The sequence below is a fragment of the Halalkalibacterium halodurans genome (genome assembly GCF_004376175.1).
GTDB lineage: Bacteria > Bacillota > Bacilli > Bacillales > Bacillaceae_D > Halalkalibacterium > Halalkalibacterium halodurans.
Genome location: NZ_SNUY01000079.1, coordinates 2,076 through 15,403, shown reverse-complemented (window position 1 = coordinate 15,403; position 13,328 = coordinate 2,076). Strand labels below are relative to the sequence as shown.

The window sequence follows — 13,328 nt, the reverse complement described above, 5'->3', positions numbered from 1 at the left end:
ATAGAATTGTTCTTCAGCCTGTGAGTGAGTGAAGGACCGGTAGATTGCCTTCAGATCTTCAGCGACTTCTTCTCGATCCTTCTTACGCACACGATTTAAGGTGTGTCGTACTTTGTGTACCACACAACGCTGGACATCTGCTTTCGGATAAAGGCTTTTAAAAGCTTCTTCTAAGCCAGGAAGTCCATCAAATACACCGAGTAAGACTTCCTTCAGCCCACGTTGATAGAGGTCTTGAAGCATCTCTTGCCAACCAAGAGCACTCTCTTGACCACCAATGTAGAAACCTAACAGTTCACGATATCCTTCTACAGTGACTCCAATGGCAAAGTAAATCACTTCGTTCGCCACGGTGTCACGGCGGAGTTTGATATACATGCCATCCAGATATAGCACAGAATAGCGTGGGTGTAATTCGCGTTGCTGCCACGCCTGGATATCTTCCATGGCCACTTCCGTGATATTACTGATGGTCGTGGCAGAGTAAGAAGAACCGAGAATGCGTTCAATGAACTTCCCTACTTCACGGGTACTCATGCCACTTTGATACATCTTGATAATGGTTTCCTCAAGCCATCCATCTCGACGTTGGTAAGGAGCAAAGAGCTGAGTTTGAAATTCACCTCGGCGATCTCGTGGTACTGATAATTCTTCGATTTTGCCGTATCTCGTGTCTAATGAACGTTTATAATATCCATTTTTGCTGTTTGGATGATTAGGTCTTTCAACTTTCAAGTAGTTATCCAGTTCTGCTTTCATGATGATTTCAAGTCTTTCTTGAATAAATGATTTTATGATTTCTTCCAGTTGATTTGTGAAGTCGGAATTGTTTATACTTGATGACATAGGTAGGGATTACTCCTCTCTTATGGAATCTAGACAATTCCGAGGATACCCTACCTATTTTTATGTTTTCAAGGGCTTACACAAAATATTTTACGTCATCTAAAAATAAGTAAAGCACCGTATTCTGACGGCTCTTTACTTATTTTTTTTTATTAAATTTACAATATAATCTTCGACTGTTTCTCCAACTAATTGAGCTTTTTCCGTTAAAGCTTCGTACACGTTTAATTCTTCTTCTCGAAAAATAAGCTCAGCACGTTTTTCTTTTACCATTGAAATATGTTCATAATTTTCTGGTGAAGCCCAATAACAAGACTTGCAAATATCTGAATTATGCATTTCTAACCAGTTTTTACAACTCTCACATGAAAAAGATTTATTTCTGTTATCTGATGGACATAAAGGCATATAATCCTCAATATTATTTGCGAAAGTATCAACTTTATCACCAGCAACTTCAAATGGAATTCGATGGTCGATTTGTAGGACTCTTGAAGAATACTCTGCGTTGCAAACCGCACATTTGTAGTCATGTAGCTCGTATAATTCTTTTTTAAACTTGATAGGGAAGTTTTTCCTACCTTTTAAAATGTCATTTCTTAAGTTATCTAAGTCTCCGAATGTATATTCAGCATTTTTTTTACCGGTCGTTTGATTTTTGACCATTTTAGTTACTAAGGGTATTCCAGCTTCACGCACATCTCGAGCAGCACGAGGAGCATGGTCATAACCATATATATCTTTTAATTCTGTGGTACTTACTGACCCATATTTAATAATGTGTTCTACTACGGAACGGGGTCGTTTTCCTAACTTTTTAGATAACTCAAGTATTCGAGGGTCTGCTGTAGACAATGATATTACTCCTTTCTAAAAAAAAGAACTGGTTCAAAACTACCAGTTCAATTGTAACGCAAGTTGATTATTAAAAGAAGACCTTTCAATTGATAAAAGTTCCTCTCTTGATATAGGTGAACGCTTAATTGCTTCTTTAGATAAATATAAAGATTCTAAAGTCTCTTCACTTTTCCCCTGTAATGTTGCTTGAGAAGATTTTCCTGCGTTGATTTCTAAACGATAAAGTTCTAAAAAACTAGGTAGTTCTTCTCCATATTCTTTTTCGCCAGTTCTGCCATCAAAGGAAATTATAAAGGGGATATTTTTATTATTAAGCAGTTTTAGGTTATAGATAAATTTGTCTAAATCAAGACCTTGAATATATCTTTTACTTGAGCCAGTGGTTCCCATATAAGGAGGGTCCATGTAAACCCAATCATTAATACCGACATTGTTGAGAACTTCACTATAATCTACTGAGGAAAAAATAGTTTTATCTTTCATTAGAGAAGAGAAAATTTCAATTTCCTTTTTCATTTTTTCTGGTGAGCGACCTTTTCTTCTATTATCAGCTGACTGATTAAACTCTCCCTTTTCATTGTAACGAACAGCATTTTTAACACACCTTGCTAATAAATATAAGAGTAATTCTGGCTCATGAGTTTCATTAAAAATTTCACGTACTATTGAAAAATGTTCTTTTGAGTTTTCTAATTGGTCATGCCAGATTGTACTGTATCTATCTGATACCTTATTTGGTTCCAATACCATTTTTTTGAGTAACTCAATTAGAGGAGCATTAAAATCATTTAACCAATATTTATTTGCCTTGTTATTAATTGCTGCGGCTATTGATAAAGCAGCTGAGCCTGCAAAAGGCTCAACCAATTGGTTAATACCAGTCGGAATGAATGGAAGAATATATTTTGCCAGGTTTCTTTTGCTTCCTTGATAGGGAATAGGATGGGGTACTTTCATTTAAATCACTCTCCATATTTTAATATGATAACATAAAATCCAACTTTTATTTTCATTTCAAACTAGTAAAATGTAGCAAACTAAAAGTCATTCAAAGATATAATATATACTTAAAACACAAATGCGAACATATATTCCTTTCTGTATTTTACCAGACATATTTTCCTAAGGGAAGATTTTCTGTTTATGGCAGAATAAAAATGTAGGTTATGGCATTCCTTTTATGCAGGCCCCCCGCGGGGGGCCTGCATAAAAAAAGCCACTTGCTAACACCCCAAAAATTCAATACACTTCCTGTTGGACCCAATAATCTGGCAGGAGGTAGTTTTAGGAGATGTTACAAGTGGACGAAATTAAGTATATCAGAAATGAAGTTAACTCAAAAGGGTATTCGTACTCAGATGTTGCGAGAAGAACAAACACGGATTTCCGCACAGTCAAAAAGTATGCCGATATGGACAATTTCCAACCGGAAAAGAAGAAGAAGAAAGCTCAGCCGGCTCCAGTAATGGATCCAGTCAAAGACATAGTTGATCAATGGTTGAGAGAGGATATGAAGAAGAAAAAGAAGTATCGAAGGACTGCCAAACGTATTTGGCAATTACTTAAAGATGAAGTAAGTTTCAAAGGTTCAGAGCGAACTGTACGCGGGTATGTCTCCAAACGGAAAAAGGAGTTATTGGAAGAAAGCGATGACGCTGCTCTTCCGTTGGAATCCAAGCCAGGAGACGCTCAAGTAGATTTTGGGGAAGCCCCTTTTAAAGTAAAGGGAAAGGTTATAGACCTGCCGTATTTGGTGCTTTCTTTTCCATACAGTAACGCATTCTTAGTTCAGGTGTTTGAAGCTGAAAATCAGGAATGTTTCCTGGAGGGCTTAAAACGGTTCTTCCATCATCTGCAAGGAGTGCCAAAAAGGATTCGTTTTGATAATTTATCCCCCGCAGTAAAAAAGGTTTTACCACAAGGAAAACGCGAGCTTACTGAGGGTTTCAAGCGCTTCGCTTTGCACTACGGGTTTGAGTATGAATTTTGTAATCCGGGTGCCGGCAATGAAAAAGGACATGTAGAAGCGATGGTTAAATATGCGAGGAATAATTTCTTCCTTCCGGAACGAACGGTATATCAGCTGGATAATTTGAATGATCGGTTATGGGAGGAGGCAGAAAAGGATCGAAACCGTCCTCATTATGAAAAGAAACAAGAAATTGCCAGGCTGTTTGAAGAGGACAAAGAAGCGTTAATGTATTTACCGCCGGAAGAATACTCTTGTGTACGCTATGAAACTCTCAAAGCAGACAAGTACGGCTATATCTTAGTAGATACGAAAAGGTATTCTACTTCCCCGCGCTTTGCCAATCAAAAGGTATTGGCTGGCATCACTTATAACAGGATAGATATCCTTTCGGACAACTATGAAGTGATTGTGAGCCATGAACGACTGTATGGAGAAGAATCAAAGTCGATGAAATGGCAGCCTTATCTGTACCTAATGGCTAAAAGGCCGACGGCGCTAAAATATACAACTTTCTATGATCAACTGCCCTTTAAATGGCAAACTTATCTGGAGGAATGTACTCTGGAAGAAAAGAAAAAGGCGCTTCAGTTACTCTCAGACCTTCTTAAAGACCATAGTCTGGAGACAGCTACAGAGGCCCTGGAAATTGCATCCGAGCGATGTCATCCATCCACAGAAACAATAAAGCAAGTCTTTCATCAGCTCATTCATGGCAGAGGCTCCAGAGAGACAGTAAGGCTAAAAAGTACAGTTCCAGTAATGCCAATAGCTGAACGAGGTATGAATCAATACGATGTCTTCTTCCAGCAGGAAAGGAGGAAGGCCTAATGCAGGAACAGATCCAAGAATATGCCAAGCGCTTAAAGCTAAGCTGGATTCGAGAGAACTACCGAGAGGTAGAAGCGGCGAACACAGAAGAATATTTACTGAAGCTCTTTGAAAAAGAAATAGAACAGCGTGAAGAACGAAAAATTAATCTTTTGTTCAAGGCGGCAACCCTGCCGAACGTATCCGGCAAACCTTTTGACTGGAAGGATATTCAGCTGGGGCAGGGGTTAAGTCAACAATCTCTCCTGGACGGTGAATTTATTGAATCAAAAGAAAACATGGTGTTTTATGGCGGCGTTGGTGCAGGAAAAACCTACCTTTCCACCCTCATTGGCATGAATGCGATACAAAAATATGGGAAACGAGTGAAGTTTTATACCATTGCTTCTCTAGCCAATGAGTTATTAGAGGCGAATGACAAAGGAAATCTCAATAAGCTGTTTAAGAAAATCGAGAAGCTTGATCTTTTAATTCTGGATGAGCTGGGATATATACCGCTTCACAAACATGGGGCCGAGCTACTCTTCCAGGTCATCTCCTTGTGTTATGAAAAGCGGAGTATTATCATCACTACAAATCTGCAGTTTGGGCAATGGAATCATGTATTTGGCGACCCTATTTTAACGGAAGCCGTGGTAGATCGCCTGATTCACCACTCTCATTTAGTGATTTTCGGAGGAGATAGTAACCGAATGAAAGAGTCATTCCTTTTGAACAATATGTAAGGAATAAGTGTTATTAAGTGGCTGCAAAAAGGCTTGCCGTTTTATGCATTTTTCTCTTGCCAAATACAGATTTTCGAATGTGAAATAAAAATGATTATGAATATATATTATTTTTATGACCGAAAGCCTTAATCCAATTATAGAGGATTAAGGTTTTTCTATTTAAAGGAGCATTCCTGTAATGAAGAAATTTGAGGATTGAACAAAAAAGAGCCCTCTTGGTATTATACGAGGTGTCCCGAGCTGCGCAGCGTAAGGACCCTTAAATTAGAACCAAGGAGGACTCAACATGAATTATACTCAAAATCAAAAAATCTCGCAAATCACACCATCAACGTTAATTATCGGTATTGATATTGCCAAAGATAAACATGTCGCACGTGCTCAAGATGATCGTGGATTAGACTTTGGAAAGCGTTTGATCTTTGAAAATCGAATCTTTGGCTTTGAAGCCCTCGTTGAGTGGGTAAAGCAACACCAAGAAAAACACAAGAAGAATCACGTCATTTTTGGCGTAGAACCAACAGGACATTATTGGAAGAGTCTTGCTTACTATCTAACGGCAAAAGGTTACGACTTTGTCGTCGTGAACCCAATGCACGTTAAGAAAAGTAAAGAACTTGATGACAATTCTCCAACGAAAAACGATACGAAAGACGCAAAAGTGATCGCCCAGTTAATCAAAGATGGGCGATACTCTGTACCAAACCTCTTAGATGGCATATATGCGGAACTAAGAGAATGCGTAAAAATTCGAGATCAGCTTACTGAACAATTAATGATCACAGAAGGTCGCATTCAAAATGTGATTCAACGCTACTTTCCAGAGTTTTTCGATGTGTTTGGAGATTGGGAAGGCAAAGCCGCTCTCTGTACCCTAAAGCTGTTTCCGTTCCCCTCTGATATTCATAAAAAGACACCAGAGAGGGTTCTTCAAGAATGGAAACCGTATGTCCAACGAGGAGTTGGCATTAAGCGCGCAACGAAGCTTGTAGAAACAGCCAAAAAGAGCATTGGAATTGAAGTAGGCTTGAAATTTGCCAAGTGTGAACTGAAGAATCTTATTGAGCAGTATGAGCTTTTTAAGCGGCAATTAGAAGAGTTGGATCAGGAATTAGAAGCCATCGTTGAAACATTACCTGGTGCCCAACAAATGATGAAAATTCCAGGCTTAGGGGCGGTGACTGTTGGATTATTCTTTGCGGAAGTTGGGGACATTTCAAAGTACTCTCATCCTCAACAATTAGTGAACTTAGCAGGGCTATCATTACGTGAGCACAGTTCAGGTAAATTTAAAGGGCAAACAAGGATTACAAAGCGAGGAAGGAAACGATTACGCCGAGCCTTATATTTAGCGATTCGTCCCCTTGTCGCCCATAATTCAACATTTAAAGCCCTGCATCACTATTACACCAAACGCCCTGAACGCCCTTTGAAAAAGCAACAATCTTTGATTGCCTTGTGTTGTAAGTTACTACGTGTGTTGTTTGTCATTGGTCAAAAACAGTGTGAATTTGATGGTTCAAGATTAATAAAAGATATTCCTCAAATGGATGGATTACAGGCAGTGTAACCTTAGAAAGCAGATCACCCAAAGTGGCTTGACACGGAGCCTCTGCGGGCATGGCTCCTTGGCGAAGCGGCGAGTCATCCAATGATTCGCCCATGGCTAAGGAAGCCTACCATGCCCGCCACTCCATGTAAAGCCGTGCATCATCTGTATACTTACAAATAACAAACACCAATAGTGCAGAGTCGGAGTTTATTTTCACCATACGGGCTTATGACCCAGCAAAGGAGCTTATCCGACCTCCACCTCATGGATACGCAGGACGAAGGAAGGTATGGATACCAATCCGGAGAGACATGGGAGGGTTAGCGACCGTGAGTAGCGTGGAGATTTATAGGCACGGTCATACTACTCAATTACCAAACTATACCAGTTTGGACGTTAGGATGGATTATCCCCTGTAAGAAATTTTAATTCGTTCTACTTCTATCCAGTAGTACTGGTGAGATTACTATTTGGTGTTAGTGAAATTTGGAGAATACACGAGTATTAGCGAGAAAATTAAACTTTATTGAGGGAGTCTTCCTTTGTCAGAAGCAGATGAGCTTCGTCAACTAATACGATATCAGCTGTTGTTCCCGTTTTGGTTTTCTCGTTAATAAATGGTGTTGGCTTCATGAGGCTTCTTTTCTTCAAGTTCGGTAAGCTGTTGGCTATACTTTTATATGTCTTCAGCATCTCACTGTGATTCACTAGCAAGTAATTATCAGTGTCTTTTAATAAAGAGCTATCATCCTTAGCCAAATCTTGAATCGTGTTAAATAGAGAGCTTAACAGGACGCTTTTACCTGTGCCAGCATCACCTTCTATGACGATGACATGATTTCCTTCTTTTTGTATATGTTCTTTACAGAAGTCGAGGATCTCATTCTTTATATCAAGCTGCTGTGGCGAGAGCTCCTTATAGGGAGATAACTTATAGATATCTTTGTTTCTAAGGTTTTCAAGCGAATCGCTCACAATTTTCTCATCTCTAAGCCTATCCCAAATGATTTCAAAGAGCTCTTCGTTATAAAAGGGCTTCTGATAGTAGTTGTGCATTTCCCTTGATCTAGTCTGGCTTACGTTTTGCAGCTGGTAATGGTTATCTGCAATAAAATAGTTAATGAGATTGGACTCGATGTTGTATGTGGCAGACTGATTAAATTTCTCATGCCCAATCAAAATCAAGCGACTCAAACTTCTGCGCCTTTTATCCTCTATATGATTCTTCAACCGCCGTGTTGGTTGAACGGTTTGCCCAATATATGCTGTAGGCCTCTTTTTCTCATTATAGAGGATATACACAATCGGATAGTTATGTAGATGTAGTTCCTTTACAGTGTGCACATGATCGAGAGTAAATTCTCTTTTTTCAAATACAAGTCCATTCATGATCGTAGCCTCTGTATCTTTTTTAAATAATTGTATCATATTTTTGATAGGGTATTTAACAAAATATGACATTATAAAAACAACAAGCTCAATAATTAATGCTGGAGAAAAAATATTTCAGTCTAAAAACACTAGGTAATTGTTTTTTAAGGCGAGTCTTAAGTGGTAACAGATGATGAAGGAACTGGTAGTAGAGGAATAGAATTTTTAATGTGAGAAAGCTAAACTTTATTTAGATTACAACGGTAAAATTTCCTCATTGCACAACCCCATAAGTACAACTATTCACCTTTTACGATAAAATTATTGTAGAGAGTAGAGGAGTGGTTGTTGGTGTTGAAAAATCATTTGCGGGTTGTGATGGCCCATCATCGAATCAATAATTTAACGGAATTGATGGAAATTACGGGCTTGAGTCGTAATGCGTTAAACAAGCTATGGCATGATACGGAAGTTGAAACGGTAAAGCTAGGGACGCTGATGAAAACCTGCGATTCCCTTGAGTTTTCATTGTCAGAGCTTGTGGAATATGTTCCAGACAAAAAAGAATAGGATACTATCATTTCAACCGCTTGCCCCGTGCAAGCTGTTTTCTTTACGAATTAAAACTTCATCCACAAGCTGTATCTTATGTTTATGATGAATTCGATGCGTTTTTAGTGAATTGGGGTAATAATTGGCTTAATGGCAAATAGATTCAAGGGAACCCCAATCTAACGATTAATTACTACGATTTGCGTAAGTAGATTCTAATCCCTAAAAAATAATTTTTTCATCTGGACCCTGTATTCAGATATAGTGCTTGTACTAACAGATACAGTGTGTGATAAAGAAGTGCAGAGTTATGCAATAAAAACGCATGACTTTGCATTTTTTTATTTTTAACTTACCAATTTAAACCCCTATTATAATGGGTATCGAAGTATTTATTTCCCATATATTTCTAATAATTCTGTTTTTTTCTTCCTCTTCATTTCGGTGAAAAATCTCTTTGAATGCTTGAATGTCAATTAAAATTTCTACAAAGATATAGGGACCAAATAGTTCCGAAGTAGAATTTTGAAATCACTCGGACATAGTGGGAACATTCTCTCTTTACTGGTAAATAGTACGGTAAATGGTATAATATTCTATTTGAATTAATGAGAGAAATTGTAGCCTAATAGGAGAGAATCGGCTATCAACCGAAAGTTATTCAATTCGTCTTGTATATGCACTTAAGTAAGTCTAATGAGGGTGTTAACAGGAACACCCATTTGTTCCTTCCTATAACCTACTGATCTGATTACATATGGACCGACAGAATCTTTTTAAGTGGTCAAGGAGGTTTAAACATGAAGTTCTTAGATGTGAACCAACATCTCTCGGAACTCGATGAACACATAAAAGTATTAAAATCGTATGGAGATGTTTTTGAGGCAGTAGAAGCAAGAATTACGCGTGTCATCAATATGGATGGAGCATTTAAAGGAGAAGGCGCAAAGGGAGTCATCTATAATCATGCCTATATGCAGCTGTCAACGATCCGCTCGATTCGAGCCTTTCTGATTTCTTTCAGCGACACACTCGAAAAGATGAAAGCGAAGATTAATGAGTATGAGCCTGCGTCCAATGGCTCAGTGTCAGAGGACTTTTGGAAAAATCAGCTCCCAAAAGCATACGACCATTATGAAGAAACGCTAGAAGAAAGAGAAGCGGCGATTAATCAGGCGACGGCTGAGGTAAGCCACATCTTACACCTCGGCAAGTTTCAGACAGGCGATGTGTACAACAGCGTCGATAGTGCACGGAAACATGCAAATGATGTGCTCGAAGGATTGTATGATCTCGACCAAGCAGGTGTTGAATTAATGGCTCAAGTACGAACGAGAATGGAAGAGTTAAAAGCGACGATCCGGCAGGTGTTAGACTGGACCATGACCGGTGGCGTGAGGATGACAGGTGTGAGCATCATGGAAGTAGGTAGATATTTCGCGAACAACGCGACCTTGCACGAGAAAGCACCGGAAGTCAAGGTGGAACTCTTAGACCTAAATCCACTCGTTCAGTACGCAAATGATTTTCCGCTTCGTTTTAAGTACGACACCATGCATAGTATCAATGAAAGTATTTGATCTATCTCACTACCAGAAGTGGTTCTCCGATAGGATCAAGTCGTTACCACTCACAAGCTTGTTTAACGTGGTACGGGCCGTCTACAGCGAAAACAAGTAACACCGTTTCTAGTGCTCCTTATCACACGATTCCTCAACGGGAGCCAAGTGTTTGGGCTTATGCAAACGCTCATTACTCAGGGGATAAGGAGACAGTGGAGCATGCTGCTGAAGCTTTACGAGAGATTCAGCAAAGGGAAAAGGAAAATCAGGAGGCGTATAATCCGCTACAAACGTTCTCGGCTGTACTTGACTTTTTGCCTTTCATTGGGAATGCCAAAGCGGGTCAAGAAGCTTCAACAGGAGTCGATCTGATCACGGGACAGGAGTTAGACGAATGGGATCGGGGAATAGCAGCTGCTAGTATTTTTCTTGGAGGTATCGGCAAGGTCGGGGGACGAACACTCAAGAACATAGTAAAAGGGTCTGACAATTTCGCCGGGGCTACAAGAATCAGCAACCGTGTGGAATATGGTGATCATTATACGCGCGTAGATACTACTTGTGTTCGCTTAAGATTTTGCTTTTTTCGTTACTGCCAATTTTCGCTCTCTTTCGACCTACGCTCAAATAGTACCATTCTTCTTTTTTAGACTTTAGGTCGTTAGCTTTAAGTGGATTCATACTTAATTCCTGTCTTTTTTTGTCTTTTTTTGTCGGATTTATTGCGGGAATTTCCCAGCTATATTAATATAGATTTTGTTGTTAGTTATTTCTATTATTTTATTAATTATGGAAGGGGTGTAATATTCATAGAAAACAAGCTGATTACATCATAATGAACTTCTTTTATGTATTGTGTTGAAAAAATTATTGGAGGTTAAAGAAATGAAAAGATTGACAAGAAATCTAGTTTTATCGGCCTTGTCACTAAGTTTAATCATTGGAAATCCAACTTTATCATTTGCAAATGATTATGAGAAATTAAGTGACGATGTTATGCCTGATGAGGTTAAGAAAGTTCTTGAATTAATGGAATCGCCAAACTCTGTAGGAAACCCTGTGGATGGATATGAACAGCAGTCATCGGGATTTTCAACGATGTCAACAAGTAGTTCATCCAAAGCTCAGCATAAATACAATTCTAAGAGTTTTAGTCATGCAAAAGGTGGCTATTCAGTTATTGATGTAAAACGATCTAAACCTGGTTTTTGGAGAAGTCTATATCAACACAAATATGACGGATATGGTTATACAGCTTATACTGCTAAAAATAAATACAAGCCGTCTAATTCCTCGGCCAAAGTTACAGCTACTAAAATAGGACCAAATGTAAATATCTCACTGAGAAACTCTGATTGGTCCTTGCTCACTAGTAGTAGGACAGTTGCAACGGACTCGGCTAAATATTCATCGAGAAAATATGCTCAAGCTAATTTTGATGACCTTCGTATCCAATGGCTCTCAAATTTGGCTGTCAGTTTTAAAGTTGAATCTAAACTAAGTTTTTCTAATGCTGGTTCATCAACAACAACTACAAGTGTTCTTTTTTAAAAGTCCCTTTTTAGGGGCTTTTTCACCGTATGTTTATTGGGGGTACTTGAATTGTATAAACTCTTTAGTATAAAAAGTATTAGAATGGTGTTGATATGTACTATTCTATTCATCTTGGCTTCTTGTGAATCAGATAAAGAATTTGTTAGTAAGGATTGGGAAAAGTCAACAACAATTAAAATTACAAGCGGCTTTGATCATGAAACAAGGCTTTTTAAGGATTACTCTATTGAAGATGAGGTTTTTCAAAGTGTTGATGATATCAGAAGGCAGATTGAAATTGCCGAGTTAATTAATTATGAATATGACAAATCTTTAATTTATGATTCATTAAACAGGTTAAAAGATCCAGCTCTAGATAATGAGTTTGATGTTAGAGAAAATTTAATTATGTATTACTTATACCAGGAAGTATTGGAAATTACCGATGAAGACATTGATTATGTAGCAGTGACTAATGATATTATTAAAAAAAAATCAAATGATGAAGATGAAAAATATGTAGACTTAGATATTGTTTACATTGTTGTGTATTATTTTTCTGAACAATTGAAAGAAGATATTAAAATTAAAATTATTGATTGGCTTGAAACTAATTGGGATACATTTGAAATAGATATAGGATCAACCCTTTCTGTACTTGAGATTTCTCATATTTTAGACAAACCATTAAATATAGAATTTGATAGAGAGCACTACTCAAAATTACTAATTGATTCAACAGAGAGTACAAACGATTTATTAGAAGTTTATTACTTAGTACTCATTAATTCATTTTTGGAAAATCAGATAGATAAAAATGCTGTAAGAGATACAGTATTAAAATTTTATAGTGATGTTGATGGATTTTCGGTTTCCTCTGATTACTATTTTGATGGTAATTTGGGTACTTTTATGGGTTTGAAGATATTAAAGGAAGTTGATTACTTAGAGCTTGTAAAGGACGAAATATATGAACTATTCAAATATAGCGAAGAATCCTATGGTGGGTTTGTAAATAAGGCCAATATAGTATCAGGTTCAGCAATAGAAACTATTATGGCAGCATATGTTTTAACTGAGTTTAACAACGATTTGGATTACGACCTATCTGTTTTAATAGAAGTGAGCGAACTAAGCTGGTTTTGGTCATATCAATATATAAAGATCGGTAAATATAGCGAAAAAGATCTAGAACAACTAAAAGACGATTTAAAATATTTTGAACATGAAGTTGTTAATATTAAGGAAAGTGATATAGAAGAGATACTTAACATTAGTGGATTACTGAATGAAATTGAATATGCTTCAAAACTAGCCGCATTGATAGACTATAAATTTAATGAGGAATATATCGATAAAATGTATACTATTTTAGCAGAAGCTAATGAGCTTTGTGTATGGCAAAATAAAAGTGCAGAGCTTTGCAAAGGAAAAATGCAGAGTCCTGCACTAAATTTTTGTGCGTAAACAAAAAAAGACTTGCCAGTCACCCCAAGTCCCACTACAGTAATTGTGTCAAGCAATTG

At 37.8% G+C, this 13,328-nt stretch carries 11 protein-coding genes and 1 pseudogene; 8 read left to right on the top strand and 4 right to left on the bottom strand.

All coding sequences use genetic code 11. The features are described 5' to 3' along the window. The 3 genes from E2L07_RS18315 to E2L07_RS18305 all read right to left on the bottom strand — a co-directional run. Nucleotides 1-846, bottom strand: an 846-nt coding sequence (locus E2L07_RS18315) for an IS256 family transposase (RefSeq protein ID WP_134230283.1), incomplete at its 3' end; no start/stop codon positions are given. Between the two features lie 135 nt (nt 847-981). After that, nucleotides 982-1,701: an HNH endonuclease signature motif containing protein gene (locus tag E2L07_RS18310; protein ID WP_134230282.1), complete on the bottom strand. Its 720-nt coding sequence runs from the start codon at nt 1,699-1,701 to the stop codon at nt 982-984. Nucleotides 1,702-1,740: 39 nt separating this feature from the next. Next, nucleotides 1,741-2,661, bottom strand: a complete 921-nt coding sequence (locus E2L07_RS18305; RefSeq protein ID WP_134230281.1) for a Dam family site-specific DNA-(adenine-N6)-methyltransferase — start codon at nt 2,659-2,661, stop codon at nt 1,741-1,743. A gap of 334 nt (nt 2,662-2,995) precedes the next feature. On the opposite strand from E2L07_RS18305, the gene istA reads away from it, so the two are divergent. From istA to E2L07_RS18290, 3 genes are all read left to right on the top strand, one after another. Then, the gene (gene istA, locus E2L07_RS18300) at nt 2,996-4,504 is read left to right on the top strand and encodes an IS21 family transposase (RefSeq protein WP_134230280.1); all 1,509 of its coding nucleotides are present in this window, start codon (nt 2,996-2,998) and stop codon (nt 4,502-4,504) included. Then, nucleotides 4,504-5,229, top strand: coding sequence for an IS21-like element helper ATPase IstB (gene istB, locus E2L07_RS18295; protein ID WP_134229558.1), 726 nt, complete (start codon nt 4,504-4,506; stop codon nt 5,227-5,229). Before istA ends, istB begins: the two co-directional genes overlap by 1 nt. Before the next feature lie 289 nt (nt 5,230-5,518). Next, nucleotides 5,519-6,802 (top strand): IS110 family RNA-guided transposase, encoded by a 1,284-nt coding sequence (locus tag E2L07_RS18290; protein ID WP_134230279.1) that lies wholly within the window; start codon nt 5,519-5,521, stop codon nt 6,800-6,802. Between the two features lie 507 nt (nt 6,803-7,309). On the opposite strand, the pseudogene E2L07_RS18285 reads toward E2L07_RS18290, so the two are convergent. Beyond that, nucleotides 7,310-8,173, bottom strand: a pseudogene (locus E2L07_RS18285) (GIY-YIG nuclease family protein); the annotation flags it as partial. A gap of 333 nt (nt 8,174-8,506) precedes the next feature. On the opposite strand from E2L07_RS18285, the gene E2L07_RS18280 reads away from it, so the two are divergent. The 5 genes from E2L07_RS18280 to E2L07_RS18260 all read left to right on the top strand — a co-directional run bounded on the left by E2L07_RS18280 (nt 8,507) and on the right by E2L07_RS18260 (nt 13,269). Further along, nucleotides 8,507-8,725: a helix-turn-helix domain-containing protein gene (locus E2L07_RS18280; protein ID WP_134230278.1), complete on the top strand. Its 219-nt coding sequence runs from the start codon at nt 8,507-8,509 to the stop codon at nt 8,723-8,725. Nucleotides 8,726-9,507: 782 nt separating this feature from the next. After that, entirely contained in the window at nt 9,508-10,287 is a 780-nt protein-coding gene (locus E2L07_RS18275) for a ribonuclease YeeF family protein (protein ID WP_134230277.1), read from the top strand. Nucleotides 10,288-10,481: 194 nt separating this feature from the next. Beyond that, nucleotides 10,482-10,919 (top strand): pre-toxin TG domain-containing protein, encoded by a 438-nt coding sequence (locus E2L07_RS18270; protein ID WP_010900115.1) that lies wholly within the window; start codon nt 10,482-10,484, stop codon nt 10,917-10,919. 235 nt (nt 10,920-11,154) lie between these two features. Further along, complete coding sequence (locus tag E2L07_RS18265) at nt 11,155-11,820, top strand: hypothetical protein (RefSeq protein ID WP_010900114.1); 666 nt, start codon at nt 11,155-11,157, stop codon at nt 11,818-11,820. 51 nt (nt 11,821-11,871) lie between these two features. After that, entirely contained in the window at nt 11,872-13,269 is a 1,398-nt protein-coding gene (locus tag E2L07_RS18260; RefSeq protein ID WP_134230276.1) for a hypothetical protein, read from the top strand. Nucleotides 13,270-13,328: the final 59 nt, after the last annotated feature.

Excerpts from the sequence above, each read along its gene's own strand:
- E2L07_RS18305 (WP_134230281.1), bottom strand. The coding sequence starts at position 2,661 with ATGAAAGTACCCCATCCTATTCCCTATCAAGGAAGCAAAAGAAACCTG.
- istA (WP_134230280.1), top strand. The coding sequence starts at position 2,996 with ATGTTACAAGTGGACGAAATTAAGTATATCAGAAATGAAGTTAACTCA.
- istB (WP_134229558.1), top strand. The coding sequence starts at position 4,504 with ATGCAGGAACAGATCCAAGAATATGCCAAGCGCTTAAAGCTAAGCTGG.
- E2L07_RS18290 (WP_134230279.1), top strand. The coding sequence starts at position 5,519 with ATGAATTATACTCAAAATCAAAAAATCTCGCAAATCACACCATCAACG.
- E2L07_RS18275 (WP_134230277.1), top strand. The coding sequence starts at position 9,508 with ATGAAGTTCTTAGATGTGAACCAACATCTCTCGGAACTCGATGAACAC.
- E2L07_RS18265 (WP_010900114.1), top strand. The coding sequence starts at position 11,155 with ATGAAAAGATTGACAAGAAATCTAGTTTTATCGGCCTTGTCACTAAGT.